The 26201-nt window shown below is 70.1% G+C and carries 22 protein-coding genes and 3 tRNA genes; 16 read left to right on the top strand and 9 right to left on the bottom strand.

The features are described from left to right. The first annotated feature begins 80 nt into the window (after window positions 1-80). The 3 genes from ACFPQ9_RS26370 to ACFPQ9_RS26380 all read left to right on the top strand — a co-directional run bounded on the left by ACFPQ9_RS26370 (window position 81) and on the right by ACFPQ9_RS26380 (window position 1270). Window positions 81-446: a hypothetical protein gene (locus ACFPQ9_RS26370; RefSeq protein WP_380858061.1), complete on the top strand. Its 366-nt coding sequence runs from the start codon at window positions 81-83 to the stop codon at window positions 444-446. A gap of 139 nt (window positions 447-585) precedes the next feature. Beyond that, window positions 586-1206 carry a bifunctional DNA primase/polymerase gene (locus ACFPQ9_RS26375; RefSeq protein ID WP_380858064.1) on the top strand — a complete coding sequence of 207 codons (621 nt, stop codon included), beginning with the start codon at window positions 586-588 and terminating at the stop codon, window positions 1204-1206. Beyond that, window positions 1197-1270, top strand: a tRNA-Lys gene (locus ACFPQ9_RS26380). The genes ACFPQ9_RS26375 and ACFPQ9_RS26380 overlap by 10 nt, the downstream gene beginning before the upstream one ends. A 211-nt stretch (window positions 1271-1481) precedes the next feature. Here the strand turns inward: ACFPQ9_RS26380 and ACFPQ9_RS26385 are convergent. Further along, window positions 1482-2897 carry a M6 family metalloprotease domain-containing protein gene (locus ACFPQ9_RS26385; RefSeq protein WP_380858068.1) on the bottom strand — a complete coding sequence of 472 codons (1416 nt, stop codon included), beginning with the start codon at window positions 2895-2897 and terminating at the stop codon, window positions 1482-1484. A gap of 309 nt (window positions 2898-3206) precedes the next feature. Here ACFPQ9_RS26385 and ACFPQ9_RS26390 point away from each other — a divergent pair, with 309 nt between their 5' ends. Beyond that, window positions 3207-5072, top strand: coding sequence for a putative bifunctional diguanylate cyclase/phosphodiesterase (locus ACFPQ9_RS26390; RefSeq protein ID WP_380858071.1), 1866 nt, complete (start codon window positions 3207-3209; stop codon window positions 5070-5072). Window positions 5073-5089: 17 nt separating this feature from the next. Here ACFPQ9_RS26390 and ACFPQ9_RS26395 read toward each other — a convergent pair whose 3' ends face one another. The 3 genes from ACFPQ9_RS26395 to ACFPQ9_RS26405 form a co-directional block, all read right to left on the bottom strand. Further along, a complete protein-coding gene (locus ACFPQ9_RS26395; RefSeq protein ID WP_380858074.1) occupies window positions 5090-6178 on the bottom strand; it encodes an LLM class flavin-dependent oxidoreductase in 1089 nt (362 codons plus the stop codon). A 224-nt stretch (window positions 6179-6402) separates the two neighbouring features. Further along, on the bottom strand, window positions 6403-7134 hold the full coding sequence (locus tag ACFPQ9_RS26400; RefSeq protein WP_380858077.1) for a maleate cis-trans isomerase family protein: 732 nt from the start codon (window positions 7132-7134) through the stop codon (window positions 6403-6405). 10 nt (window positions 7135-7144) lie between these two features. After that, entirely contained in the window at window positions 7145-7957 is an 813-nt protein-coding gene (locus ACFPQ9_RS26405) for a maleate cis-trans isomerase family protein (protein WP_380858686.1), read from the bottom strand. A 230-nt stretch (window positions 7958-8187) separates the two neighbouring features. Here ACFPQ9_RS26405 and ACFPQ9_RS26410 point away from each other — a divergent pair, with 230 nt between their 5' ends. After that, window positions 8188-9171 (top strand): D-2-hydroxyacid dehydrogenase, encoded by a 984-nt coding sequence (locus tag ACFPQ9_RS26410; protein ID WP_380858080.1) that lies wholly within the window; start codon window positions 8188-8190, stop codon window positions 9169-9171. A gap of 23 nt (window positions 9172-9194) precedes the next feature. Beyond that, window positions 9195-10595, top strand: coding sequence for an amidase (locus ACFPQ9_RS26415; protein ID WP_380858083.1), 1401 nt, complete (start codon window positions 9195-9197; stop codon window positions 10593-10595). Here the strand turns inward: ACFPQ9_RS26415 and ACFPQ9_RS26420 are convergent. Beyond that, window positions 10576-11070 (bottom strand): DUF3830 family protein, encoded by a 495-nt coding sequence (locus ACFPQ9_RS26420; RefSeq protein WP_380858086.1) that lies wholly within the window; start codon window positions 11068-11070, stop codon window positions 10576-10578. The two genes, ACFPQ9_RS26415 and ACFPQ9_RS26420, sit on opposite strands and share 20 nt — an antisense overlap. A gap of 47 nt (window positions 11071-11117) precedes the next feature. On the opposite strand from ACFPQ9_RS26420, the gene ehuB reads away from it, so the two are divergent. The 6 genes from ehuB (at window position 11118) to ACFPQ9_RS26450 (ending at window position 15288) form a co-directional block, all read left to right on the top strand. Beyond that, window positions 11118-12023 (top strand): ectoine/hydroxyectoine ABC transporter substrate-binding protein EhuB, encoded by a 906-nt coding sequence (gene ehuB / locus ACFPQ9_RS26425; RefSeq protein WP_380858089.1) that lies wholly within the window; start codon window positions 11118-11120, stop codon window positions 12021-12023. Then, window positions 12020-12736 (top strand): ectoine/hydroxyectoine ABC transporter permease subunit EhuC, encoded by a 717-nt coding sequence (gene ehuC / locus ACFPQ9_RS26430; RefSeq protein ID WP_380858092.1) that lies wholly within the window; start codon window positions 12020-12022, stop codon window positions 12734-12736. The genes ehuB and ehuC overlap by 4 nt, the downstream gene beginning before the upstream one ends. After that, the gene (ehuD, locus tag ACFPQ9_RS26435; protein ID WP_380858095.1) at window positions 12733-13383 is read left to right on the top strand and encodes an ectoine/hydroxyectoine ABC transporter permease subunit EhuD; all 651 of its coding nucleotides are present in this window, start codon (window positions 12733-12735) and stop codon (window positions 13381-13383) included. Before ehuC ends, ehuD begins: the two co-directional genes overlap by 4 nt. Continuing rightward, window positions 13373-14164 (top strand): ectoine/hydroxyectoine ABC transporter ATP-binding protein EhuA, encoded by a 792-nt coding sequence (gene ehuA, locus ACFPQ9_RS26440; protein WP_380858098.1) that lies wholly within the window; start codon window positions 13373-13375, stop codon window positions 14162-14164. The genes ehuD and ehuA overlap by 11 nt, the downstream gene beginning before the upstream one ends. Before the next feature lie 185 nt (window positions 14165-14349). After that, window positions 14350-15114: an IclR family transcriptional regulator gene (locus tag ACFPQ9_RS26445; protein WP_380858101.1), complete on the top strand. Its 765-nt coding sequence runs from the start codon at window positions 14350-14352 to the stop codon at window positions 15112-15114. A gap of 100 nt (window positions 15115-15214) precedes the next feature. Further along, window positions 15215-15288, top strand: a tRNA-Lys gene (locus tag ACFPQ9_RS26450). Window positions 15289-15388: 100 nt separating this feature from the next. On the opposite strand, the gene ACFPQ9_RS26455 is transcribed toward ACFPQ9_RS26450, so the two are convergent. From ACFPQ9_RS26455 to ACFPQ9_RS26470, 4 genes are all read right to left on the bottom strand, one after another. Next, window positions 15389-17056, bottom strand: a complete 1668-nt coding sequence (locus tag ACFPQ9_RS26455; protein WP_380858104.1) for an AMP-binding protein — start codon at window positions 17054-17056, stop codon at window positions 15389-15391. Window positions 17057-17254: 198 nt separating this feature from the next. Beyond that, entirely contained in the window at window positions 17255-17860 is a 606-nt protein-coding gene (locus ACFPQ9_RS26460; protein WP_380858107.1) for a lytic polysaccharide monooxygenase auxiliary activity family 9 protein, read from the bottom strand. A gap of 141 nt (window positions 17861-18001) precedes the next feature. Continuing rightward, complete coding sequence (locus tag ACFPQ9_RS26465) at window positions 18002-19132, bottom strand: SPFH domain-containing protein (RefSeq protein WP_380858110.1); 1131 nt, start codon at window positions 19130-19132, stop codon at window positions 18002-18004. Between the two features lie 326 nt (window positions 19133-19458). Next, window positions 19459-20859 (bottom strand): peptidoglycan-binding protein, encoded by a 1401-nt coding sequence (locus ACFPQ9_RS26470; RefSeq protein WP_380858113.1) that lies wholly within the window; start codon window positions 20857-20859, stop codon window positions 19459-19461. Between the two features lie 183 nt (window positions 20860-21042). On the opposite strand from ACFPQ9_RS26470, the gene ACFPQ9_RS26475 reads away from it, so the two are divergent. The 4 genes from ACFPQ9_RS26475 (at window position 21043) to glxA (ending at window position 26185) form a co-directional block, all read left to right on the top strand. Beyond that, window positions 21043-21116, top strand: a tRNA-Lys gene (locus ACFPQ9_RS26475). A gap of 69 nt (window positions 21117-21185) precedes the next feature. Then, window positions 21186-21902 (top strand): FadR/GntR family transcriptional regulator, encoded by a 717-nt coding sequence (locus tag ACFPQ9_RS26480; protein WP_380858116.1) that lies wholly within the window; start codon window positions 21186-21188, stop codon window positions 21900-21902. Between the two features lie 324 nt (window positions 21903-22226). Then, the gene (locus ACFPQ9_RS26485) at window positions 22227-24251 is read left to right on the top strand and encodes a glycosyltransferase family 2 protein (protein WP_380858119.1); all 2025 of its coding nucleotides are present in this window, start codon (window positions 22227-22229) and stop codon (window positions 24249-24251) included. Beyond that, window positions 24248-26185, top strand: a complete 1938-nt coding sequence (glxA, locus tag ACFPQ9_RS26490) for a radical copper oxidase GlxA (protein WP_380858122.1) — start codon at window positions 24248-24250, stop codon at window positions 26183-26185. The genes ACFPQ9_RS26485 and glxA overlap by 4 nt, the downstream gene beginning before the upstream one ends. The last annotated feature ends 16 nt before the right edge of the window (window positions 26186-26201 follow it).

Genomic DNA, 26201 nt, shown 5'->3' on the forward strand with positions numbered 1-26201 from the left:
GGGACAATGGACGGTGGAGCGGTTCACAGCCGGGTCGCCGGGGACCGACGAGATCGGTGACGTACGAGGAGGACAAAGACATGGCGGAGCCCACGCCGCGTCGGAACGAACCGCGGCTACGCCCCGCGCCCCTGCTCTTCGAGCCCGCGCAGGCGGCCGCCGACCCGGAGCACTTCTTCGACCTGGAGTCGATCGACGACCCCAGGGCACTGCTCTCGCGGGCGACCGAGCTGACGCAGGCGTTCCGGGCGGCCACGGACCGCGCGATGGAGTTCCAGGCCATCGCGGCGGCCCAGCTCGCCGACCCCCGGCGGTTCGACCGGCTGACGCCCGCCGACATCGCCGAGCGGGCCGAGTGGACCGAGGACTACGCCAAGAAGATGGTGGAGTTCGGCAGGGATCTGATGCGCGGGGTCGAGGGGGCGGAACACGTCGACCCGGTGTGACCGACCCGGCCGGGGCGCTCACCCACCGCCACCCTTTGGCATATGCCAGGCGGGCAAGATACCCGCTCCCACCCTCACCTGTCCGGCGTTTCGACAACCCTGCGAGACCGCATGCTCACGCCAGGTAGATCTATGCGTCATGAGCACCACACGGGACGAACTCTTCTCCGACGCCCGGTTCCACGCCACCGGGGTCGACGCCGCCACGCGGATCACGCCTGACGGCGTCGCCTGGCTCGCCTCGGCAGGAACGTATCCGCGCAGCACGCTCGCCCTCTGGGAGGAGCGCCCCGCGGCCCCGGTCGTCCTGCCCTGCGGCTCCGCCTTCGACGTCGTCAGCGCCCCCGCGCTCTTCGGGCGCCGGATGCTCGACCGGCTGTGGGACGGGGGCCCGGGCTCAGGGCCGGTGGCCGTCTGTCGCGGGCGGATCCTGATGTTCGCCGCACCGGGCACCGCCCAGCGGCTGCCGTCGCTGCTGCGCTGGGAGGAGTTCGGCCGCACGGACGGCATCCCGCCGCTCCTGTGCCACGGCACCGGCGACGCGGTCACCGTCCCGGCACCGGCCGCCCCCGACGAGCCGCTCCCCACCCCCTCCGGTTCCCGCTGGCTGGTCGCCCCCGACACCCGTAATCCCTGGTTACCGGGCCCCGAGGTGCTGCTCTGGGCGGCCGTACGGGCGGCTCGCGCTGCCGTTCGGATATCGATTTTTCCCCACCCCGATCAGGGTGCTAAGGTCTACGACGTCAGCAGGCGCCGCTAGCTCAGTTGGTTAGAGCAGCTGACTCTTAATCAGCGGGTCCGGGGTTCGAGTCCCTGGCGGCGCACAGACGGTGAAGGCCCCTCGTGAGAACGAGGGGCCTTTCGCATGGGCCGCGAGCGCAGACCGCCGTTCGGCCGTCATTCGACCGCCGTGCGCGCCCAGCAGCCCGCGCAACCAGCAACCACCCACGCCCCCAGCAGCCCGGCGCACCCACCCCCGCGCCATCCCGCCCTCCACCGATCCCGCCACTCTCCGCACACTCCCCGCCCCCCCCGCTATCCCGCCGCCCTCCGCACACCCCCCGCCGTCGTGATCTTCACCGTCCACGCCCCGGAGGCCGTCCGGCTCTCCACTTCCACCCGGACGTCGTCCCCCGGCACCGTGAAGCTCTCGCCGAGGCCGACCGGGGCGTCCGCGAGTGGGGGGTACACGGACTCCTCCCAGCAGGCCTCGCTGTGTGGATGGGCGTCGATCACCTCCATCGGGCCGCCTCCGGACTCGGTCCGGCTGCGCACCCTGTACACCAGCACGCCCTGCCGGCAGGTCTCCACGTCGTTGCCGAGCGGACCGCGCGCCTCGAAGGCGAGGGCGCTGTCGACGCCGGTGCGGACGACGGCGAGCTTGGTGCCGTTGCCCAGGCCGAAGCCCGGCACGGTGCCGCGCGAGGAGCCGGCCGGATCGGAGGGGCCGTCCGCGCCGAAGGCGCTGCCCGATCCGGCCGCACCCGTCCGCGACACAAGCCCCGGCCCCGCCGACAGCGGCTCCAGCGTCAGCCGTGCGGACCCGGTCCTGCCGCCCTGCACGCACACCACCTGCCGTGGCTCCAGCCAGCCGAGCTTCCACTTGTGCCAGCCGAAGAGGTCCGGCGCCATGCCGAACTGGCTGCCCATCAGGTCCCAGTCGCCGACGTAGGTGTCCCAGTCGCCCTTGCCGTCCACCGGACGGTGGTACAGGTCGGGCAGGTCGAAGACATGCCCGGTCTCATGGGCGAGGACCAGACGGTCCGGCGGATGGTTCTCGAACACCGTGACGACGCGCCGGATGTCCGTGCCGTCGGCCCGCAGCGGCGTCTCCAGATTGACGACCTTCGTGGCGTCCGAGTCGACGCCGGGCGCGTCCGGGTCGGCGACGAAGTAGACGACGTCGTAGCGGGAGAAATCCACCTGGCGGTCCGCCGCCGCGAGGGCGTCCCGCAGATAGGCGGCCCGGTCGGAGACGCGCCAGTCGCGCTGTATGGCGTACGCCGTCGACGGGCGCGGCATACGCAGCCAGTGCCGCAGCGGATGCGGGCGCAGGGTGAATCTGCCGTAGGAGGCACGTTCGAAGAACCGCGTGGTGGCCGGGAAGTGGTCGGCCGTCAGTTCGGCGGGGGTCGTCAGCGGGGCCGCGTCCGGGAAGGACAGGAACACCATGACGGCGTCCAGCTTGCGGGCCGGACGGGGGTACGCGGCGTTCCAGGTGTCCAGGCCCTCGGAGTGGTGGGCGTCGGTGCGCTCCAGGGCGCAGGGTGCCGCGTCGAACGGTTCCGCGACCGACGGGCCGACGACCAGAGAGGTCGCGGCGAGCGCCGACATCGTGGTGAACACGGCGGCGGCACTGCGCAGTCGGGGCCGGTCCCGCAGCAGACCCATCCCACGGAGCAGGGGGTTCTGACGCGGCACGTGGACCTCCGGAAACGGTTCGCGGGACACCGCCTCCAGCCTCTGTCGGATTGTCGTACTACGTCCTGTTGTGCTGCACCGGACGGGTGAGCGGGCCGCGCCTCCCGCAGAATCGACACCCCCGAATCGCTCACGGAACGTCACAAGTGGTCGGGGGCTCGAAGAAGCTGTCCAGGTCCGAGCAGAAACGATCTGTCGGATGCGCGCGTTGCGCGGGAACACTGGACAGTAGGTGGAAGGGCCGGAGACCAGCCTCTATGATCGGCACACTTTCCTGACACTTTTCCTGCACGGACACGGCCCGGCGACCGTCCCCCATCCACCCGGCCGACCATTCCGATGAGACCCATCCGAAGATCGAGTGCACTGCGGGAGCGAGCGGTGAGCGGAACGTCCGAAGGGCCGACGCCCGCGGCAGACCTCATCGGGCCGGCCGTCACAGAGAGTAATGCCCAGCCATCGCCCGGTACCGGGGCGACAACCCCCTACTCGTCCGCCTTCTCCGCCGCGCCCCTGGCCATGGCGGTGGTCGACCGCGAGGGCACGGTGGCCGGGGCCAACTCCACCTTCGCCGAACTGCTCGGCACACCCGCCGAGGCACTGACCGGCAAGGCCGCCGCCGACCTGGTCGACCTCGCCTCCGACACCCGGACCTGGCACGCCTACCGCGAGGTGCTGCGCGGCCGTCAGGCCGAACTGCGGTGCACGCGCCGCCTCAAACACCCGGAGGGCCACTCCCTGTGGGTCCGGGTCACGGTCGCGCCACTGCCCGGCGACGGGTCCGGCGGCGTCCTGCTCTCCGTCGCCGACATCAGCGACCATCGCGAACTCCAGGCCCGGCTGCGGCACTTGCAGATGCACGACCCGGTGACCCGGCTGGCCAACCGCACGCTGTTCTTCGAGCGGCTGACGGCGGCGCTGGAGGTGGAGTCGTACGACGAGAGCGGCACCACGGGCCGAATCGGCCTGTGCTACCTGGACCTTGACGGCTTCAAGGCGATCAACGACACCCTCGGCAACCGCGTCGGCGACAAGCTGCTGGCCTCCGTGGCCGAGCGGCTCACGCGCTGCGCCGAGCAGGCGGGGTACGGGCGCTCCAGCCCGCCGCTGGTGGCCCGGCTCGGCGGTGACGAGTTCGCGCTGCTCGTCGAGGACTCCACGGGCACCGAGCAACTGGCCGATCTGGCCGAGTCGTTGCTGGCCGCACTGCGGGAGCCCTTCGACCTGTCCGGCCGGCGGCTGTCGGTGTCGGCGTCGATCGGAGTCGTCGAGCGGCATGCGGCCGGGACCACCCCGACCGCGCTGATGCAGGCCGCCGACACGACGCTGTACTGGGCGAAGGCCGACGGCAAGGACCGCTGGACGCTGTTCGACCCCGAGCGCAACGCCCACCTCATCACCCGTCAGGCGCTGGCCGCCACCCTTCGCGCGGCCATCGATCGCGGTGAGTTCGCCCTGGAGTACCAGCCGTTGGTGGGGATGGAGGACGGCCGGCTGCGCGGCGTCGAGGCGCTTGTCCGCTGGAATCATCCTCAGTTCGGCGTACTGGCGCCGAATCGGTTCATCACACTGGCCGAGGAAGACGGCTCGATCGTGCCGCTGGGCCGCTGGGTGCTGGCGACCGCCTGCCGGCAGGCGCGCGCCTGGCAGGTGGCGCACCCGGAGGAGCCGCCGATCTTCGTGAGCGTGAACGTCGCGGTGCGCCAGGTCTGGGACTCCGACCTGGTGTCGGACGTGGCGCGGATCCTGGACGAGACGGAACTCGCCCCGCATCTGCTCCAGTTGGAGCTGACCGAGTCGGCGGTGATGGGTTCCTCGGGCCGGCCCCTGCAGGACCTCCAGGCGCTCAGCGACATGGGGGTGCGGATCGCCATCGACGACTTCGGCACCGGCTACTCGAATCTGGCCTATCTGAGCCGGCTGCCGGTGTCGGTCCTGAAGCTGGACGGTTCCTTCGTACGGGGCTTCCAGTACGAGAGCGACAACAGCGCCGCCGTTCCGCCGAACCCGGCCGACGAGGTGGTGGTCGAGGCGATGATCCAGCTCGCCCACCGGCTGGGTCTGACGGTCACCGCGGAGTGCGTGGAGACGCTGGCGCAGGCCTCACGGCTGCGCCGGATCGGCTGCGACACCGGCCAGGGGTGGCTGTACTCACGGCCGGTGTCGCCGGATCGTATCTCCGAGCTGATGGGCGCACGCGTCTGACGCGTGCGCCCGCCCCGTCAGGCGGTCGGCAGCCCGTAGGCGTCCGCGATGAGTTCGTACGAGCGCAGGCGTGCGTCCATGCCGGGTGCGTTGCTCGTGATCATCAACTCGTCGGCGCCGGTGCGCTTCTGGAGGTCGTCGAGGCCGGAGCGGACCTCGTCGGGGGTGCCGTGGACGACGTTGGCGTTCCAGGAGTCGACGAACTCGCGCTCCATCGGGCTGAAGTCGTATGCCTCGGCCTCCTCGGGGCTGGGGATGAGGCCGGGGCGTCCGGTGCGCAGGCGGACCATGCCGAGGGCGGCGGCCCGTACCTGGCGGCGGGCCTCCTTCTCCTCGTCGGTGGCGAGGGCGGAGACGCCGATGAGGGCGTAGGGCCGGTCGAGGACCGCGGAGGGCTGGAAGGACTCCCGGTACAGCTCCAGGGCCGGGACGGTGTTGCGGGCCGAGAAGTGGTGCGCGAAGGCGAACGGCAGGCCGAGGACGGCGGCCAGACGGGCGCTGAAGCCGGAGGAGCCCAGGAGCCAGATGGGCGGGCGGTGGGGTGCCTGGACGCCGCCGGGGGAGGTCGCCTGGACCGGGCCGGGGACGGCGTGGATACGGCGGTAGGGGTGGCCGTCGGGGAAGTCGTCGTCGAGGAAGCGGGTGAGCTCGGCGAGCTGCTCGGGGAAGTCGTCGGCGCCTTCGTTGAGGTGGTCGGTGCGGCGCAGGGCGGCTGCGGTGGCGCCGTCCGTGCCGGGGGCTCGGCCCAGGCCCAGGTCGATACGGCCGGGGGCCATGGCCTCCAGGGTGCCGAACTGCTCCGCGATGACCAGGGGGGCGTGGTTCGGGAGCATGACGCCGCCGGAGCCGAGGCGGATGCGGTGCGTGTGGGCGGCGAGGTGGGCGAGGATGACCGCGGGTGAGGAGGAGGCGACGCCGGGCATGGAGTGGTGTTCGGCGACCCAGAAGCGGTGGAAGCCGCGGGACTCTGCGAGGCGGGCCAGGTCGACGCTGGTGCGCAGGGCGTCCGTGGCGGTGTGGCCGGCGCTGACCGTGACCAGGTCCAGCACGGAGAGGGGGACGGGGGCGGTGCCCTGTACCTCGCCTCGGATCTCGTCTGCCGTCACCGGTGCCTCCTGCCGATTCGCTGTGCGGTGTGCGTCAGCGTGTAACAGGAGGCCGTCTCCGGTTTATTCCCTCGCCCCCGCCGCCCCTACCCGTCCCGTCCCCCGGGGGCTGCCGCCCCCGGACCCCCGCATCGGCCTGAACGGCCTCGTCCTCAAACGCCGGACGGGCTGAAAAGACTGCGGACCGGCTGAGAGGGCTGCGGGCGGGCTGAAAGGCGCCCCCGCTACACCTGGACGATCGGTTCCCTGGTGAACAGTGCGCCCAGGGCCGGCGCGTTCACTCGGCGGGCCGTCAGGCGTAGGGCCTCCCAGACCGTGACCTGGTTGGCGGTGAGGACCGGCTTGCCGAGTTCGGCCTCCAGGGCGGGGATGTGGGCGGCCGTGTGCAGGGCGGTGTCCGGGAGCAGGACCGCCTCGGCGTCGGCCGTGTCCGCCTCCTTGGCCAGGGCGAACACCTCGGCCTCCCCCCAGGTGCCGACCTCCGCCGCCGTGATGATCCCGGAGCCGCGCACCGCCGCGACCTCCGCGCCCGCGTCGGTCAGGAAGCGGGCGAACAGCTCGGCCACGTCGTCCGGGTACGTCGCCCCGATCGCGAGTCGACGCACACCGAGCTCCTGCACCGCGTGCGCGAACGCGAAGGACGTCGACGACGCCGGCATGCCCGCCGTGACGGCGAGGCTGCGCACCTGTTCGTGGGCGCCCTTCCAGCCGTAGACGAAGCTGCCGCTCGTGCACGCCCACACCACCGCCTCGGCACCCGTCAGCCGCAGCGCCTCGACGCCCGCCGCGAGCCGCTCGGCGGAGCCCATCCGCAGCAGGGCGTCCACCCGGTGCGCGTCCTCGCCGATGTCGGTGTGCACCAGGTCGATCCGGATGTCGCTGGCGAGCAGCTGTTCGATGCGCGGATAGTCGTCCTCGGCGGAGTGGCCCGGGTAGAGAAATCCGAGTGCGGTCATGTCAGCCTTTCTACTGCTGTTCCTGCTCGGGAACATCCGGCACGTCCGGGAGCACGGGCCCGCTCGGTGTCGCCGGATCGACCCGCGCCGTCGGGTCGATCAGCGCCTGATAGAGCCCCACGGCGCGAGTACCCAGCCTGCGCAGCGCAGCCCACATCGTCACCTGGTTGGCGGAGAGAACCGGGATGCGCAGCTCCGCCTCCAGTTGGGGGATCACGTCGTAGGTCGGCAGGTTGGTGCAGCTGATGAACAGCGCGTCGACCCGGCGGCGGCCCACGGCCCTGCGTGCCATGTCGGCCACATCGCGGTAGGGCACCTTCCAGATGTGCCGGGTCAGTCCCATGAACGCGCAGCCGGTGACCGAGACGCCCGCCTCGGCGACGTACTGCTCCAGCGCACGGGTCACCGAGACGGTGTACGGCGTCACCAGCGCCACCCGCCGCACCTCCAGCTCGGTCAGCGCCTCCAGCAGCGCCCCGGACGTGGTGACCGACGGCACCGCGCCGGCCCGGGTCATCGCCTCGCACATCGCCCGCTCACCGGCGATGCCGCCGACGAAACTGCCGGAGGTGCAGGCGTAGGCGACGACCTCGGGCGAGATCGCGGTCAGGGTGCGCACGCCCTCGCTCAGCGTCTCGTGCTCACTGACCAGTCGGGCCAGGTCCAGGCTGACCTCGACCGGGACGAAGGGCGTCCGGGTCAGGTGCAGCGAGACCTCGTCCGGGACCCAGCGCCACAACTCCCGGTCCAGCGCGAAGTCGAATGGGGCGACGACTCCGACTCCGCGCTGCGGGCGTGGGCCGCCGAGGAAGGAGATGTCCATGGCTTCCATGGCAGGCACCGTCCTCACTACGAGAAACAGGTGGGGAACGGACCGTACACAACGCCCGTGTTGACGAAGGTAGGTTCGGGTGCGAGCGTGGTCAAACCTCGCATGTCAGACGGCCATCCCTTCCAGTAAAACTCCGAGAATCGGCCCCCGCACACCCCCGGGCACAGCCCTCGCACACCCCCGGGGCACAGTCCTCGCACCCCCTGGAGAAGCGACCCCGAATGACCTCCCCCGCCCCCGGTCCCTCCCCCGCCTCCGGCCCGCCGCCCACGCTCCTGGTCCTCGACGCCGAGCCCCTGCCGCGCCTCGGCAGCCTGACCGGTCGCGCCCGGGTCGAGCACGCGGACGAGTCGACGCTCGCGCGGCGGCTGCCGCACGCCGACGTCCTGCTGGTCTGGGACTTCACCTCGCACGCCGTGCGCCACGCCTGGCCCGGCGAGGGCCCGCGGCCGCGCTGGGTGCACACGGCGAGCGCGGGCGTGGACCATCTGATGTGCCCGGAGCTGACCGAGTCCGACACCGTGGTCACCAACGCGCGCGGGATCTTCGACCAGCCGATCGCCGAGTACGTCGCCGCGCTGGTGCTGGCGATGGCGAAGGACCTCCCGCGGACCCTGAAGTTTCAGGGCGCCCGGGAGTGGCGGCACCGGGAGAGCATGCGGGTGGCCGGTACGCGCGCGTGCGTCGTCGGGTCCGGGCCCATCGGGCGGACGATCGCCCGCACGCTCAAGGCACTCGACATCACCACCGCGCTGGTCGGCCGGGTGCCGCGCACCGGGATCCATGGCCCCGACGATCTCGACCGGCTGATGTCCCGCGCCGACTGGGTGATCTCGGCCGCGCCGCTCACCGAGCAGACGCACGGCATGTTCGACCTGCGCCGGTTCGGCGTGATGCAGCCCTCGGCCCGGTTCATCAACATCGGGCGCGGGCAGCTGGTGGTGGAGGAGGCGCTGGCCGAGGCCCTGACCAAGCGTTGGATCGCGGGGGCCGCGCTCGATGTGTTCGAGCATGAACCGCTCACCCCGGACAGCCCGTTGTGGGAGCTGCCGGGCCTGATCGTCTCCCCGCACATGAGCGGGGACACCATCGGCTGGCGCGATGAACTCGGGCGTCAGTTCGTGGAGTTGTACGAGCGGTGGGAGGCGGGCAGACCACTGCTGAACGTGGTCGACAAACAGCGCGGGTATGTACCCGGACGCTGACGTCAACGGTTGGAGGGCGCCCCATGACGGATCTCACCGCACTGACCGCCGTACAACTCCTCGACGGCTACCGCAAGGGAGACTTCAGCCCCCTCGACGCCACCCGCGCGGCCCTGGAGCGGGCCGAGCGGATCCAGCCGGAGGTCAACGCCTTCGTACGGCTCACTGCGGACGAGGCGCTCGCGCGGGCCGGCGAGTCGGCCGAGCGCTGGCGGCGTGGCGAGCCGGCCGGGCTGCTGGACGGCGTCCCGGTCACTGTGAAGGACATCCTGCTCATGCGGGGGGCGCCGACCCTGCGGGGCTCGAAGACCATCGCCGAGAAGGGCCACTGGCAGGAGGACGCCCCCTCGGTGGCCCGGCTGCGCGCGCACGGCGCCGTCTTCCTCGGCAAGACGACCACGCCCGAGTTCGGCTGGAAGGGTGTCACCGACTCCCCCCTGTCCGGTGTCACCCGCAACCCCGTCGACCCCACCCGCACCGCGGGCGGCTCCAGCGGTGGTGCGGCGGCGGCCGTGGCGCTCGGCGCGGGGCCGCTGGCGCTGGGCACGGACGGCGGCGGCAGCGTCCGTATCCCGGCCGCGTTCTGTGGCATCTTCGCCCTGAAACCGACGTACGGCCGGGTCCCGCTGTACCCCGCGAGCGCCTTCGGCACGCTGGCGCACGTCGGTCCGATGACCCGTGACGCGGCCGACGCGGCCCTGCTCCTGGACGTCATCGGCGCGCCCGACTCCCGCGACTGGTCGGCGCTCCCGCCGGCGCCCGGCCCCTTCGCCGCGGCCCTGTCCGGCGGGGTGCGCGGGCTGCGCGTCGCCTACTCGCCGTCCCTGGGCGGCCAGGTGGCGGTGCGCCCGGCGGTCGCGGCCGCGGTCCGGCGGGCGGTGGAGCGTCTTGCCGGGCTGGGAGCGTACGTCGAGGAGACCGACCCCGACTTCACGGACCCGGTGGACGCCTTCCACACCCTGTGGTTCACCGGGGCGGCAAGGGTGACCCAGCATCTGGGCCCGCACCAGCGGGAGTTGCTCGACCCGGGGTTGCGGGAGATCTGCGGCGCGGGCGCCCGGATGTCGGCGCTGGACTATCTGGCCGCGGTGGACGTCCGTATGGAGCTGGGCCGCCGGATGGGCCGCTTCCACGACTCCTACGACCTCCTGCTCACCCCGACCCTGCCGATCACGGCGTTCGAGGCGGGCGCCGAGGTCCCGAAGGGCTCGGGGCATCGCCGGTGGACCGGCTGGACGCCGTTCACCTACCCCTTCAACCTGACCCAGCAGCCGGCGGCCACCGTCCCCGTCGGCACGGACGGGGACGGTCTGCCGATCGGCCTGCAGATCGTGGCCGCCCGCCATCGCGACGAACTCGTCCTGCGGGCGGCCCACACGCTCTACGAGGCCGGCGTGGCCCGGCTCACACCCTCCGGAAGCTGAGCGACTCGCCCAGCGCCCCCGACCGCCACAGGTCGTTGCAGCCCCGGGCCATCTCTTCGAGGCCCTCCACGACCTGGCCCCAGACGATGCCGGGCACCCAGCCCACGTCGCCGTTCAGCAGCAGGTTGTTGCGCTCGTAGAACAGGGCCAGGTCGACCACCGTGGTGCCGGGGCGGACCTCACGGTCGTAGCCGTAGGACTTGGTGCCCAGTTCCGTACCGGCGAAGGCGAAATAGCACAGATCGCCCGGAATGGGGGTGACCGTCGGATTTTCCAGCGGCGGCTCCGTTTCCGCGAAGGGCGGGAAGAGGGCGTAGATCTCGTTGCGGGCGTATTTGGCGTGATAGACGTCGCCGGTCAGGGGCAGGGCGTCCCAGACGGCCGCGCAGGTGAGCGGGGCGCGGTCGTCCAGGAGTTTGGCCGTGCAGTGGATTTCGCGCTTGACCAGTGACACCTCGATGAACCGATCAGTCATGCGTTCCAGGGTGCATACATCGCATCGTCCCGGGTAGCCGCGCCGCCATGGCTCCACCTAATGGGAACGACAGAGACACACCTGGGCCCACGCGCCGGTCGCTGCTCGCGGGGGTGGCGGCGCTCGGTGCGCTGGGGGCCGCCGGCTGCTCGCGCGTGGCCACGGCATCGACCGAGGACGGCGGCGACCTGCTCGACCGCCTCAGGGCGGCGGGCGTCGTCCGCCTCGGTATCGCGGGGGAGATCCCCTTCGGCTACATCGACAAGAACGGAGAACTGACCGGCGAGGCGCCGGAACTGGCCAAGGTCATCTTCAAACGGCTGGGCGTCGACAGGGTGCAGCCCGTGCCGACCGAGTTCGGGTCGCTGATCCCGGGTCTGAAATCCCAGCAGTTCGACGTCGTCGCCGCGGGGATGTACGTCAACCCCGAGCGCTGTGAACAGGTCATCTTCGCCGATCCGGACTACCAGATGCTCGACTCCTTCATCGTGCGCAAGGGGAACCCCAAGGGGCTGCACGACTACAAGGACGTCGTCGAGAAGAAGGCCAGGTTCGCCACCGGGACCGGCTACGCCGAGATCCAGTACGCCGTCGAGGCGGGGTACAAGGAGAGCGACATCCTCATCGTGCAGGACCAGGTCGCGGGGCTGAACGCCGTCGAGGCGGGGCGTGTGGACGTCTTCGCCGGTACGGCGCTGACCACCCGTGAGGTCGTCAAGAAGTCGGCCAAGGCGGAGTCCACCAAGGCCTTCGCACCGCTCGTCGAGGGCAAACCGCACGTCGACGGCGGCGCGTTCGCGTTCCGCCCGGGAGAGACGAAGCTCCGGGACGCCTTCAACGTCGAGCTGGCCAAGCTCAAGAAGAGCGGCGAACTGCTCCGCATCCTGAAGCCGTTCGGCTTCACGGAGAACGAGATGACGGATCTGACCGCGAAGGAGCTGTGCGGCGGATGACTCCGGGACTCTGGGAACTCGTACTCAAGGGGATATGGACCACCGTCCAGCTCCTCGTCCTCAGCGCGCTGCTGGCCGCCGCGGTGTCCTTCGTGGTCGGTGTCGCGCGCACCCATCGGCTGTGGATCGTGCGCTTCCTCGCGGGCTTCTACACCGAGGTGTTCCGCGGGACCTCCGCACTCGTGATGATCTTCTGGGTCTTCTTCGTGCTGCCCCCGGCCTTCGGCTGGCAGTTGGTGCCCCTGTGGGCGGGCACGCTGGCCCTCGGCCTGACGTACGGCGCCTACGGCTCGGAGATCGTGCGCGGTGCGCTGAACGCGGTCGACCCGGCGCAGAAGGAGGGCGGGATCGCGCTCAGCTTCACGCCCTGGCAGCGGATGCGGCTGGTCCTGCTGCCGCAGGCGGTGCCGGAGATGATTCCGCCGTTCTCCAACCTGCTGGTCGAGCTGCTCAAGGGCACCGCCCTGGTGTCGATCATGGGCATGGGCGACCTGGCCTTCAGCGGCAACCTGGTGCGCCTGGCGCTCCAGGAGAGCGCGGAGATCTACACCTACATCCTGCTCATCTACTTCGTGATCGCCTTCCTGCTCACCCGTGTGATGCGCGGGCTGGAGAAGAAGCTGAAGGCAGGGGTCGGGAAGACCCCGGCGCGCGGTGTGACCGCCGATGAGTTCAAGCGCGCGCAGACCACCGGCGTCGGAGGTGCGGTGTGAACTGGGACTGGAACGCCGTCGGCGACTTCATGCCGTACTTCTGGGACGGTCTGCTGGTCACCCTCCAGGCACTCGCCCTCGGCTCGCTGATCTCGTTCGCCCTGGGCCTGGTGTGGGCGCTGCTGATGCGGACGCCGTCGCGCTGGGTGCGCTGGCCGGTGGGAGTGGTCACCGAGTTCATCCGTAACACTCCCCTGCTGGTGCAGCTGTTCTTCCTGTTCTACGTGCTGCCCGAGTGGGGTCTGACCTTCTCGGCGCTGACCACCGGCGTCTTCGCGATCGGCCTGCACTACTCGACGTACACGATGCAGGTCTACCGCGCCGGCATCGAGGCGGTGCCCGTCGGCCAGTGGGAGGCCGCGACGGCGCTGAACCTGCCGATGGTCAGGACGTGGCGGATGGTGATCCTGCCGCAGGCGATCCGCCGCGTCGTGCCGGCACTCGGCAACTACGTGATCTCGATGCTCAAGGACACGCCGATGCTCATGGCGATCACCGTCCTCGACATGCTCGGCCGGGCCCGGCTGTTCTCCCAGCAGAACTTCCAGTTCACCGAGCCCCTCACCGTGATCGGCGTGGCCTTCATCCTCATCTCCTACCTGGCCTCCCTCCTCCTGCGAGCCCTGGAGCGACGTCTTGTCCACTGACATCCAGCACAACCCCGAGAAGAACCCCGCCGAGAACCGCTCCAACGGCGAACTGATCCGTCTCGAGCAGGTCACCAAGCGGTTCGGCGACAACACCGTCCTCGACCACCTCGACTTCTCGGTCCAGGCCGGCAAGCACGTCACGCTGATCGGGCCGTCCGGATCGGGCAAGACGACGATCCTGCGGCTGCTGATGACGCTGACCAAGCCCGACGAGGGCCGGATCACGGTGGACGGGCAGCAGCTGTTCCCCGCTCCCGAGAAGCAGATCCGCGAGGTCCGCAAGAAGATCGGGATGGTGTTCCAGCAGTTCAACCTGTTCCCGAACATGACCGTGCTGCGCAACATCACCGAGGCCCCGGTCACCGTGCTCGGCCTGTCCAAGGACGAGGCGGAGGCGCGCGCCCGTGAGCTGCTGGAGATGGTGGGCCTCTCCGACAAGTGCGACGCCCGCCCGACCCAGCTGTCCGGCGGCCAGCAGCAGCGGGTGGCGATCGCACGGGCGCTGGCCATGCGCCCCCAGGTGCTGCTGCTCGACGAGGTGACCTCGGCGCTGGACCCGGAGCTGGTCGCCGGTGTCCTGGACGTGCTGCGGGACATCGCCCGCAGCACCGACATCACCATGCTCTGTGTGACCCACGAGATGAATTTCGCCCGGGACATCTCGGACCAGGTGCTGATGTTCGACTCCGGCCGGGTCATCGAGTCCGGCACCCCGGAGAAGATCTTCAACGACCCCGAGAACGACCGCACCCGGGAGTTCCTCAGCGCTGTGCTGTGACTCCTCGCGAGGCTCTTGACTGCGGCATATGCCAGAGTGCCGGTGCCGCAGTTGAGGGCGTCGCAATCTCGTCAACAACCGCTCGATCGGGGCCCCTTGCCCGTTATCGTGAAGGGGACTGACTCGCTCGAACCCGGCCCAGCCAACAAGAACGCGAGAAGCGACGTGCGACCGCAGGGGGAACCGTGGCGCTCCAGCACGAGTCGATGACGCCGTACCACTCGGTCCAGGACGCCCTGCGCGTCCTGGAGACCGTGGCACGGCACGGCACCGGAGTCACCGACGCCGAGCTCGCCCGGCACACGGGCATCGACCCGGAGCGTCTGACGGGCCTCCTGCGGATGCTGCGCCGCGAGGGCTATGTCGAGCAGGTGGCGGGCGGGGCGTACGTCACGGGCGACGCCCTGGCCCGCCTCGGTTCCGCCCAGGGCCGCGAGCAGGCCCTGCGGGACAAGCTCCAGCACACCCTGGACCGGCTGCGGGACTCCGTCGGTGCCGCCGTCTACATCAGCCGGTACATCGACGGCGAGGTCAGGATCGACCAGTTCGCGGCCGGTCCGGCCACCCCGGTGGTCAACGAGTGGGTCGACTTCCGCTTCTCCGCCCACGCCACCGCGATCGGCAAGAGCCTGCTGGGCCAGCTCGACCACAACGGCCGGCGCGACCATCTCTCACGGCACAAGATGGCCCGCCTCACCTCGCGCACGATCACCAACGACAAGGTGCTGCTCTCCCGCCTGGAGTCCCAGCCGCCGACGGTCCCCCACCTCGACCTCCAGGAGTACGCGGTGGGCACGGTGTGCGCGGCCGTCCCGATCACGGCCGACTCCTCGGTGGGCTGTCTCGCCCTGTCCCTCCCGGTGGAGCACGCGCACCGGCTGCGCCAGGCGGCGGACGCCCTGAACCGCAGCGCGGCGCCGGTACTGCTGTCGCTGGCGATCCAGTCTTGACGGGCCCGCTCCGCGGTGGTCCGAAGCACCCTCTCGGACCAGGTAGTATTTTCTTCGTCGCCACCGCGAAAGGCACACGATCGCGGTCGGCACGAGTCATGCGCCGCTAGCTCAGTTGGTTAGAGCAGCTGACTCTTAATCAGCGGGTCCGGGGTTCGAGTCCCTGGCGGCGCACAGACGAAGGGCCTCTCGTGGGAGCGAGGGGCCCTTCGCTATTACCGGGTCGAGCAGGAGCGGCTGGGGGTCCGGGGGTCATCCCCCGGGAGATGCAGCATCAGCGGGTCCGGGGTTCGAGTCCCTGGCGGCGCACAGACGAAGGGCCTCTCGTGGGAGCGAGGGGCCCTTCGACGTATGTCAGGACATCCCTCTCGGTGAGTCTCCGGTAGGCCGTCTCCCCCGGGGGGCGCCACCACACCGGGTCGGCGCAGCGGGGCCCCTCCCGCCTCAGCCCCGCGCGGTGGATCTTGTTCGTGGCCGTCACCGGCATCCGCTCCACCACCCGCACGAACCGGGGCGCCATCTTCGTCCCCAGATCCGGCTGGGCCAGCAGGAACGTGGCGAAGGCAACCGGGTCGAACTCTCCGGCGATCGTCGCCATGACCTGGTCCCCGGTCACCGGATCCGGCACCGCGTACACGGCGACGGCGGCCGCCCCCTCGTACCGGGCGAGGATGTTCTCGATCATCGCCGCGGACAGGTTCTCCCCGTCGACCCGCAGCCGGTCGTCACCGCGCCCCGCGAAGTACAGATAGCCGTCGGCGTCCCGGCAGAACAGGTCCCCGGTCCAGTACCAGCCCTCGCGCCGCCGCTCCGCCTCCGCCTCGGGATTGCGCCAGTACCCCTCGAAGGGGCTCGGCCCCCGGTTGACCAGCTCACCGATGGCCGCGTCCCCGTTGACCAGCCGCCCGCCCGCGTCGAAGACCGCCGGCGGACACTCCGCGCGGGTCTGCGGATCGAGTACGACAAGACCGGGCGACGCCCGCCCCACGGCCCCCGGCGGCGTCCCCGGCGACCACTGCACGGCGGCCCCGCCCTCGGAGGAGCCGTACCCCTCCACCAGCCGCACCCCGAACCGGGCCTCGAAGGCGGCGGCGTCCACGGCGCCCGCCTCCGTGCCGAAGCCGAGCCGCAGCGGATTGTCCCGGTCGTCGGGGCGCGGCTCGGTGGCGAGGACGTACTGGATCGCCCGGCCCACATACGTGAAGTACGTCGCCCCGTAGCGCCGGACGTCCGCGAGGAAGTTCGACGCCGAGAACCGGCGCCGCAGCGCCACGCCCGCGCCGGCCGCGAGGGCGGGCGCCCAGTCGGCGATGACCGCGTTGCCGTGGAACATCGGCATGCAGACGTAGTGCACGTCGTCCGGCCGCACCCGGAACTGGTCCGCCAGGGAGTACCCCGCCGCGGCCAGCCGCCCCTGGGTGCAGATCGCGGCCTTGGGGGCGCCGGTCGAGCCGGAGGTGAAGTACAGCAGGAGCCGGTCGTGCGGGGCGGCACGGAAGGGGTCGGGCCGGGCGTCGGCGTACGGGGCGAGCAGGGCGTCGTACTCCGGTGTCCCCGTCAGCAGCGGGCGCACGCCGGGCAGTTCGAGGCCCTCCAGCAGCGGCAGATGGGCCCGCTCGGTGATCAGGACGCGGCACTCGGTGTGCCGGATGTCGCGGGCGAGTTCGGGGCCCCGGCGGGTGGGATTGATCCCGGCGACGGCGGCAGAGGCGAGGGCCGCAGCGCCCAGCCACATCGGGTACTCCGGGGTGTTGTCGAGGAGCACCCCGATGTGCGGCTCGGCGCCGGGCGGCAGCAGGTCGGCCAGCAGCGCCGCACGGGCGGCGGCACCGGCGGCCACCTCGTGCCGGGTGAGCGTCCCGTCCTCGCACCACAGCCCCGGCCGGTGGTCACCCCAGCCCGCCGAGACGAGTTCCGCGACCGTGCGTGCCCTGGGCTCCATGGCCGCGCACGTTAGTTGACATACCGTCAGATGTGGAGACCCAGGAGCCTTCCGAGAAGCCCCAGTGGGCGACGGTGATGAAGAACACCGCTTCTTCCATGAGGCCCGCGATCGAGTACCGCTCCCCCGCACCGTCATGGTCATGTCGGCGCAGGGGAACCGTACCCGTGGGGGACGCCGGAATGGCTCACATCATGCTCAGAACGTGACGTCCGAACAGGCGTAGAACGCGTTACTCGTGTCGGCGATCGTCCACACCGCGAGGATCACGTGGTGGCCGCTCAGCCCGGACGGCAGGGTGCCGGTGTGGGAGAGCGTGGACGGCGGCCGCTGCCCGTTGTACGGGACCGTGAAGAACGGCGTGAGGTTGAGGTCGGAGCGGGACAGGTTGTGGTTCTGGTTCCAGCCCGGCTTGGTGACGTAGTACTTGAAGTCGGTCGTGGCGTGCATCGCGGTGAACTGCCAGCGGAAGGTGTAGCTCTGACCGCCGTTCACCTTGGTGGTGGGCCACGCACCGCCGGACGGCGTCCTGGGTGCGCTGAGCTGGGAGAACTGACCCAGCCCTGCGTTGCAGATCGATCCGTCGGCCGGGCCGGAGCCCGGGAAGCCCTTGGGCCCCTCGACGCTCTGCGGCTCCCACTGGATGGAACCGCAGTTGGTCACGGTGCCGTTCTGACAGAGCTTCTGCCGGCTGATGGGGAGGTCGGTGTAGCCGTGGCTGCTGGCGCCACCGGTGGAGAGCACGAGGGCCCCGGCCGTGCTGAGCCCGAGTGCGGCTGCGTACAACTTGGCCTTTCTGCGCATGCTGCTGCTCCTGGGAACGTGGGGGAAGTTCGGCGAGCTTGCAGGTCTAGACCAAGTCTCAGATTATTGCTGACTGTTGAACATGTCCATACCAATCGGGGAACATGTTCGAGGGGCCGGCCGCGCCGTCGCAGGGGGCTGTCAGATCGCCGTCTCCCCCCGCCCCGCGCTGAACGCCACCGTCAAGTCCTTGACCAGCGCCTTGCGTTCGTAGTCGTCCAGCTCGACCAGGCCCCGCATCGTCAGCCGCGTCACCGTGTCCTCCACCGAGTCGACGACCGAGTCGACCATGGTGGCCCGGTCCTGCGCCTCCAGCGCGGCGATACGGCGCCGGTGCATGGCGGCCGCGACCTCGGGCGCGTACTCCACCCGCACCGGCCGCACCGAGAACACCTCGAGCCCGACCGCGTCCGCGTCCCGCACCACCAGCCGCGTCAGTGACTCACCGGTCGCCTCGACGCAGCCCCGCGGGCCGCCCGGCATCTCCACCGGCACCCGGGCCAGCGCCACCTCGACGCACTCGCGCAGATACGACTCGTGGTCCTCCACCCCGAGCAGCGCCCGCGCGGTGTCCTTCACCCGCCACACCACCTGGACGACCGCCCGAAGCGCGACCCCGTTGCCGTCGGCCGCCGGCAACGGCTCGCTGCGCCAGTGCCGCAGCCGTACGTCGACCCGGCGGCGCAGCAGCAGCGGGTTGACCCACATCAGGCCGGTGCGCCGGACCGTCCCCCGGTAGCGTCCGAACAGCCCGAGCACCCAGGCCCGTCCGGTCACGCCGCGCGCCAGCCCGCCGAAACCGAGCAGCCCCAGCGCCGCGGCTCCCGCGTACGCCACCCAGTGGGCCGGGCCCAGCCCCGCGCCCGCCGGCACCGGCAGCCCCAGCGCCTGCACCGCCGGTGGCGGCAGCAGGCCGGCCCACCACGACACGGCCAGACAGCCGATGGCCCCGCAGGCCCCGGCGAGCACGCCCGCCGCCCCGGGCAGCACTCGCGCGGGCCGCTCCACCAGCTCGGGGTCGACCTGGAGTTCGGGACGCGGCTTCGGCTGGACCGGGCGGCGCAGACGAGGCTGCTCCCCCGTGCCCTGCCGGCGTGCCACGACCGTCGGTCTGAGCGGCACGGACACCGGGCCCGCCTCGTCACGGAACAGCAGATGGACAGGGATCTCGGTGGTGGCCTCGTTCTGGATGAGCCGGGCCGGCCGAGGTGGCGCCTCGGTCGACCCGGCGAGCCCTTCGGGCTCGGGTGTGTGAGAAGTGGTCGTGGTCATGCGTTGCCTCCAGCCTCCGCGCCAGATGCGTCACAGGAAGGTTGTGCGGCCGTGGTCGTGCGGCCGTGGTGGTGGTCCGGCCGGTGGTCCAGCCAGGGTGGTCCAGCCGTGGTGGTGCAGCCGTGGGTCGTACTGCGACGGGTCGTACCGCGACGGGCAGTACCGCCATGAGTCGTACCGCCGTGGGTCGTTCCGCCGTGGGTCGTACCGCTATGGGGGTGTCCGGCACTCCGGAATGCCCATGCCCCTCTGCCCCTCTGCCCCTGATGTCCTTACGGCCCCGATGTCATCGCGGCCCCGAAATCCCGCACCTCCGGGCGGGTCCGTCACGCGAACAGCCGCCGCCAGGTCTCCGGGCCCGGATAGCCGTCCGCCGCGCCGCCGCGCCAGCCCTGGGCGCGCTGGAACGCCTCGACGGCACGCCGGTCCGCCTCGCTCCAGCGCGGACCCGGCCCGGTCCGGTAGTGCTTGCCGAACCCCTTCGTCACCAGCTGCCGGCCGAGCTGGGTCACGTACGGGTTCTCGGCGCCCGGCCGGAACAGCGCCCGCCCCGGATAGCCGGGCACCCCGTGCGAGGACGGCTGCTGCTGCGGCGAGGATCCGGTCGCTTCCGCAGGGATGTCCTTGCCCTTGCCGGTCGCCAGCAGCGCCCACGTGTCCGGCCCCGGCAGCCCGTCCGCGTCCCGGCCCCGCCAGCCCTGTGCGAGCTGGAAGGCCCGGGTGGCCCTGCGGTCCGCGCCCGTCCAGCGCGGGCCCGGACCGGAGGTGTAGTAGCGGCCGGCACCGCGCTCGACGAGCATCCGGCCCAGCTCGGTGACGTGCTTGTTGTTGACCCCGGGCCCGAAGTGCGCCCGCCCCGGGTAGGGCGCCGGGCTCTTCAGGCTCGCGGGCACAGCGGTGTCCGGCTGACCGGTGCCCTGCTGACCGGTGCCCGACCCGGTGGGGTCCGGCTGACCGGTGTCCGGCTGATCGGCGTCCGATTTCTTGCCCGAGCCGCCGCTCGTGAGGCCCTTGTAGCGGTAGGCCACATAGCGGTCGGAGTGCTTCCAATAGGCGTACGGGGTGGTCTTCCGCCGGGCGTGCGGGGGAGCCAACTCGTAGGCGCTGTAGTGGGTGCGCTTGTGGTCCGTCCAGCCGCCGAAAATTACTACGTGCGAGCCTTTCTGGGGGTCAGCGAGATTATGGAACAGCAGCATGTCACCGGGCTGGAGTTCCGCCTTGGTGATACGGACGCCGTACTGACCGAGGCTGCCGGTCCATTCGTTTCCGGGCAGACTCCAGGCCATCGAGACGAATCCGGAACAGTCCTGCCGGTATCCGTCCGACCAGTACCTGGACATGCTGTACGGCACCTTCGCCGTGACCCATTTCTTGGCCCGTTTGATGATCTCCGCGCGGGTGGTCGCGGGCGCCTTGGCCGGGCTGGCCGGCTGGGCCGGCTTCCCGCCGGGACCATGCAGCGGGGCCTTGCCTCCTTGGGGTGTATTGGGCTCGTCACCTGCGGGAACGGCCGGACGGTCGAGGGTGTGGGGAGCGGCGAGAGCGGGGGCCGTGTGGCCGACGACGACGGTGGTGGAGGCGGCTGCGGCGAGAAGCAGCGCCCGGTACGCGGCCGGATGTCGGCCGGTCGTGGAATGCGGTAGGACCCGTCTCCAGTGGACGCATCCGGGGCAGTCGCAGTCACCCCCGGGATCGATTTCCTCGAATACCGGAGTCCGAGCCTCCATGCGATTCCCCTCACACTCCAGTCGGAAATGTCCGCGGCTGTACACGCCGTCAGTTTCTCAACTGTCTTCGGCATTCGCATGTTGACGGTCCGAATGGTTTACAGACCCCGCCGCCCCCGATCCACCCCGCCCCCTTGGTCCGGAGCACCCCCGCAGGTCATGTAGAGTCAACGCCGTCAGCAGGCGCCGCTAGCTCAGTTGGTTAGAGCAGCTGACTCTTAATCAGCGGGTCCGGGGTTCGAGTCCCTGGCGGCGCACAGACTGTGCAGGAAGCCCCTCGTGCAAGCGGGGGGCTTCCTTTGTGTTTGGCCGGATACCCTCTGGCCATGGCAGCTCGTGACCTGCAGGAGCGGATCAAGAAGCTCATCATCGACCGTCGGCTGGCCTCCGGGGCCCCGCTGCCGACCGAGCCCGAGCTGATGGCTCACCTGGGGGCCAGCCGGAACTCCGTGCGTGAGGCGCTCAAGGGTTTGCAGGCGATGGGCATCGTGGAGATCAGGCACGGGTTCGGGACGTACGTCGGGACGATGTCGCTGGCGCCGATGGTCGAGGGGCTTGCGTTTCGCACCGTCGCCGGGCATCACCGCGGCGAGGACACCCTGCTCCAGCTGGTGCAGCTGCGGGAGGCCGTGGAGACGGGACTGGTGGCGCGGCTCGCAGGACGGCTCCCGGACACCGACCTCGTTGAACTGGACGCGCTCGTGGACCGTATGGAAGAGCAGGCCGCGCTGGGCGGCGACGGCATCGCCGAGACCGACCGGGCGTTTCACGCCACCCTCTACCGGGGGCTGGACAACGCGTTGCTGGGCGAGGTCCTGGAGGCGTTCTGGGACGCCTTCCACCGGGTCCACACCGACCTCGGGGGTGCTCCGCAGGATCCCCTGGTCACCTGCCGGCAGCACCGGGAGATCGTGGACGCGGTGCGGTCCGGCGACGCGATACGGGCAGAGGGGGCCATACGGGAGCACTTCGGCAACATCCGCGCCCGCGTGTCCACAACGGATACACAACACCCCCACAGGTGCCACAATGAGCGCGTATGACCGGTAAACACCTCGTTTCGCATCTTGCGATCATGCGGACCGCCGTAGAACCTTGGGGATGGGTTTACCAAGATGCTGCGGATACGCGGTAGTTGGGGGGCAAGAAACCGGTTGCCGGTTTTTGCGGGGAGTAGGGGGCCCCGTTCATGACCTCATGCCGAGGGGGGCATGATGCAACCGGAAGGTCGCGGTTCCATGTCTAAGGTGTGGAGGATGTGGTGACTGCGGCCCACCACTGATACGCCTGTGAAGGTCGAGGGGGATCGACACAGTCGTACAAGGAACCGACAGACACGCGGTGACCTGCGTGTGGGGGGATGACTCATGACGTCGACGCCGACGGGCGCCCGGCAGAACTTCGACCCGTCTCAGACCACCCAGCTCCGGGTGCCTTCGCAAACCCGGACGGGCACGTTCCGCCGGATCAAGAAGACGCTGCCGAGGTACGACTACGAGCACTACAGCCGGCTGGCCGGTCCCCTCACCCAGCCCGACCCGAACAAGCCGTACCGGGTCCAGTACCGCTCGCTGATCTCGCAGGAGCCGCACCGGATCAGGGTCGCCCTGATGCTCGCCGCGGCTCCGATCCTCTCGCTGGTGCTGCTGTTCTGGCTGCTGCAACCCGAGCACTGGACCGAACGGGACTATCCCGCCTTCGACTTCCTGCCGGCGCTCGACATCGTCATGCTCGTCTCGATCGGCCTGATCGAGTTCTTCCGCTGCATGAACGTGCTCTCCAACGCGCACGCCACCCTGGTCGCCCGCGACCCGATCCCGGTGGTGCCCGAGACCGGCACGAGAGTGGCCTTCCTGACCTCCTTCGTGCCCGGCAAGGAGCCGCTGGAGATGGTGACGAAGACCCTGGAGGCGGCCGTCAAGCTGCGCCACCGGGGCCTGATGCACGTCTGGCTGCTGGATGAAGGGGACGACCCGGAGGTCAAGGAGGTGTGCGCCCGGCTCGGCGTGCACCACTTCTCCCGCAAGGGCATCGCCAAGTGGAACCAGGCCAAGGGCCCGCACCGCGCCAAGACCAAGCACGGCAACTACAACGCCTGGCTGGACGCGCACGGCGACGACTACGACTTCTTCGCCTCGGTCGACACCGACCACGTGCCGCTGCCGAACTACCTGGAGCGGATGCTCGGCTTCTTCCGCGACCCGAACGTCGGCTTCGTCATCGGCCCGCAGGTCTACGGCAACTACGACAACTTCGTCACCAAGGCCGCCGAGTCGCAGCAGTTCCTCTTCCACGCCCTCATCCAGCGCGCCGGCAACAAGTACGGCGCCCCGATGTTCGTGGGTACGTCGAACGCCGTACGCATCAAGGCGCTCAAGCAGATCGGCGGCCTGTACGACTCGATCACCGAGGACATGGCCACCGGGTTCGAGATCCACCGCCACAAGAACCCGGCCACGGGCAAGAAGTGGCGGTCCGTGTACACGCCGGACGTGCTCGCCGTCGGTGAGGGGCCGAGCGCCTGGACCGACTTCTTCACCCAGCAGATGCGCTGGTCGCGAGGGACGTACGAGACGATCCTCAAGCAGTACTGGAAGGGCTGGTACTCGCTGCCGCCGAGCAAGCTCTTCAACTACACGATGATGATCATCTTCTACCCGATGTCCGCCCTCAACTGGATCCTGGCGGCGCTGAGCTGTGCGCTGTTCCTGGGCCTGGGCGCCTCGGGTGTGAACATCGACCCGACGATCTGGCTGATGCTCTACGGCAACGCCTCCGCGCTCCAGATCGGCCTGTACGTCTGGAACCGCCGCCACAACGTCTCGCCGCACGAGCCCGAGGGCTCCGGCGGTGTGGCCGGCATGGTGATGTCCGCGCTGTCGGCGCCGCTGTACGCGAAGGCGCTCATCGACTCGGTGCTGCGGAAGAAGAGCAAGTTCGTGGTGACGCCCAAGGGCGATTCCGCGAGCCCCGACCGGTGGTTCGGGACCTTCCGCTACCACTGGTACTTCATCGTGATCTTCGGCGCGTCCATCGCCGCCGGGTTCGTGTACGGGCACTCGCACCCCGCGATGATCATCTGGGCGACGTTTGCCATGCTGATCACGGCGACGCCGATCTTCGCCTGGCGCTACATGCTGCGTCAGGAGAGGAAGCAGCCCGCCGCGACCGTGGCGGACCGGACCGGGCCGCAGGACGCGGTGGCGACGGGCGCGACCGCGGCTCCGTACCAGCCGCAGCCGATGCCCACGCACGCCACGCCGCCGCACACGCCCCACGGTCAGCACGGCCAGCACGGCCAGCACAAACCGAGTTGGGCCGCGTCGGGCAGCGGCGGAAATGACCAGACGATGCAGATCGCCCTTGGTGGACTTGGGGGACGTAAGGAATGAACGACCGTGCAGGCCGCCGCCGCGCCCGTCGACTCGCGATAGGCACGGCGGTGGTGCTCGCGCTGGCCGGAATGAACGGGCCGTGGCTCTATCGCGTCGGCACCGAGAAATACCACCAGTACCAAATCAACAAGCCCGAGTACAAAGCCGAGAACGGCAAGTGGGAGATCGTGGATTTCCCCGAGGAGTACCGCCAGAACACCATCCACGCGGCGCTCCTGCACACCGGCAAGGTGCTCCTGATCGCGGGCTCGGGCAACAACCAGGACAACTTCGACGCGAAGAAGTACGACACCCGGATCTGGGACCCGGTCAAGGGCACCATCAAGAAGGTGCCGACGCCGAACGACCTGTTCTGCACGGGCCACACCCAGCTGTCCAACGGCAACCTGCTGATCGCGGGCGGTACGAAGCGGTACGAGAAGCTCAAGGGTGACGTCACCAAGGCCGGCGGCCTGATGATCGTCCACAACGAGAACCCGGACGAGCCGATCACGCTGCCCGCGGGCACCAAGTTCACCGGCAAGGAGAACGGCAAGACGTTCGTCTCCAAGGACCCGGTGCTGGTGCCGCGCGCCAAGAAGGTCTTCGACAAGGCGACCGGCGAGTTCCTGCGCAATGACCCCGGTCTCGGCCGGATCTACGTCGAGGCGCAGCGGAAGGGCGCCAAGTACGAGACCGGCACCCAGGACAACTACCGGATCCAGGGCCTGTCGGGCACCGACGCGCGCAACACGTACGGCATCGCGCAGAAGCTCGCCCTCGACAAGAAGGACTTCCAGGGCATCCGGGATGCCTATGAGTTCGACCCGGTCGCCGAGAAGTACATCAAGGTCGACCCGATGAAGGAGGCCCGCTGGTACCCGACGCTCACCACCCTGAGCGACGGCAAGATCCTCAGCGTCTCCGGCCTCGACGACATCGGTCAGCTGGTGCCGGGCAAGAACGAGGTGTACGACCCGAAGACCAAGAAGTGGACGTACACCCCGAAGGTGCGGCAGTTCCCGACGTACCCGGCGCTGTTCCCGCTGGAGAACGGCAAGATCTTCTACTCGGGTTCGAATGCCGGCTACGGGCCCGACAACGTGGGCCGCGAGCCCGGCATCTGGGACGTGGACACCAACAAGTTCAGCAAGCTGCCCGGTCTGAGCGATCCGAAGCTGATGGAGACCTCGGGCACGGTGCTGCTGCCGCCGGCGCAGGACGAGAAGTACATGGTGATCGGCGGCGGTGGCGTCGGCGAGTCCAAGGAGTCCAGCGAGAAGACGCGGATCATCGACCTGAAGGACGACGCCCCGAAGTTCGTGGACGGGCCGTCGCTGGAGAAGGGCACGCGGTATCCGCAGGCGTCGGTGCTGCCGGACGACAGTGTGCTGGTGTCGGGTGGCTCGGAGGACTACCGGGGGCGCGGCGACTCCAACATCCTGCAGGCGCACCTGTACCGGCCGGGCGCGAGCGAGCTCGACCGGGTGGCCGACCCGCTGGTGGGCCGTAACTACCACTCGGGGTCGATCCTGCTGCCCGACGGCCGTGTGATGTTCTTCGGATCGGACTCGCTCTACGCCGACAAGGCCAACACCAAGCCGGGCAAGTTCGAGCAGCGGATCGAGATCTACACCCCGCCGTATCTGTACCGGGACGCGCAGCCGTCGCTGTCGGGCGGGCCGCAGACCATCAAGCGGGGCGGGACGGGCACGTTCACCTCGCAGCACGCCTCGTCCATCGAGAACGTGCGGCTGATGCGGCCGAGCGCGTCCACGCATGTCACGGACGTGGATCAGCGGTCGGTGAAGCTGGACTTCAAGAAGGCCGGGGACAAGATCACGGTCAGTGTGCCGACCAATCGGAATCTGGTTCCGTCCGGGTGGTACATGCTGTTTGTGACGGATGACCAGGGGACGCCTTCCAAGGCGCAGTGGGTTCGAGTGCCGTAGCGCTCCCGCACGTGGT

The sequence above is a fragment of the Streptomyces coerulescens genome (assembly GCF_042657965.1).
GTDB classification, from domain to species: domain Bacteria; phylum Actinomycetota; class Actinomycetes; order Streptomycetales; family Streptomycetaceae; genus Streptomyces; species Streptomyces coerulescens.

Coding starts and splice junctions, on each gene's coding strand:
- ACFPQ9_RS26370 (WP_380858061.1), top strand. CDS start 81: ATGGCGGAGCCCACGCCGCGTCGGAACGAACCGCGGCTACGCCCCGCG.
- ACFPQ9_RS26375 (WP_380858064.1), top strand. CDS start 586: ATGAGCACCACACGGGACGAACTCTTCTCCGACGCCCGGTTCCACGCC.
- ACFPQ9_RS26485 (WP_380858119.1), top strand. CDS start 22,227: ATGACGTCGACGCCGACGGGCGCCCGGCAGAACTTCGACCCGTCTCAG.
- ACFPQ9_RS26410 (WP_380858080.1), top strand. CDS start 8,188: ATGACCTCCCCCGCCCCCGGTCCCTCCCCCGCCTCCGGCCCGCCGCCC.
- ACFPQ9_RS26390 (WP_380858071.1), top strand. CDS start 3,207: ATGAGACCCATCCGAAGATCGAGTGCACTGCGGGAGCGAGCGGTGAGC.
- ACFPQ9_RS26470 (WP_380858113.1), bottom strand. CDS start 20,859: ATGGAGGCTCGGACTCCGGTATTCGAGGAAATCGATCCCGGGGGTGAC.
- ACFPQ9_RS26415 (WP_380858083.1), top strand. CDS start 9,195: ATGACGGATCTCACCGCACTGACCGCCGTACAACTCCTCGACGGCTAC.
- ACFPQ9_RS26480 (WP_380858116.1), top strand. CDS start 21,186: ATGGCAGCTCGTGACCTGCAGGAGCGGATCAAGAAGCTCATCATCGAC.
- glxA (WP_380858122.1), top strand. CDS start 24,248: ATGAACGACCGTGCAGGCCGCCGCCGCGCCCGTCGACTCGCGATAGGC.
- ACFPQ9_RS26400 (WP_380858077.1), bottom strand. CDS start 7,134: ATGACCGCACTCGGATTTCTCTACCCGGGCCACTCCGCCGAGGACGAC.
- ehuC (WP_380858092.1), top strand. CDS start 12,020: ATGACTCCGGGACTCTGGGAACTCGTACTCAAGGGGATATGGACCACC.
- ACFPQ9_RS26405 (WP_380858686.1), bottom strand. CDS start 7,957: ATGGACATCTCCTTCCTCGGCGGCCCACGCCCGCAGCGCGGAGTCGGA.
- ACFPQ9_RS26460 (WP_380858107.1), bottom strand. CDS start 17,860: ATGCGCAGAAAGGCCAAGTTGTACGCAGCCGCACTCGGGCTCAGCACG.
- ACFPQ9_RS26455 (WP_380858104.1), bottom strand. CDS start 17,056: ATGGAGCCCAGGGCACGCACGGTCGCGGAACTCGTCTCGGCGGGCTGG.
- ehuB (WP_380858089.1), top strand. CDS start 11,118: ATGGCTCCACCTAATGGGAACGACAGAGACACACCTGGGCCCACGCGC.
- ACFPQ9_RS26465 (WP_380858110.1), bottom strand. CDS start 19,132: ATGACCACGACCACTTCTCACACACCCGAGCCCGAAGGGCTCGCCGGG.
- ACFPQ9_RS26420 (WP_380858086.1), bottom strand. CDS start 11,070: ATGACTGATCGGTTCATCGAGGTGTCACTGGTCAAGCGCGAAATCCAC.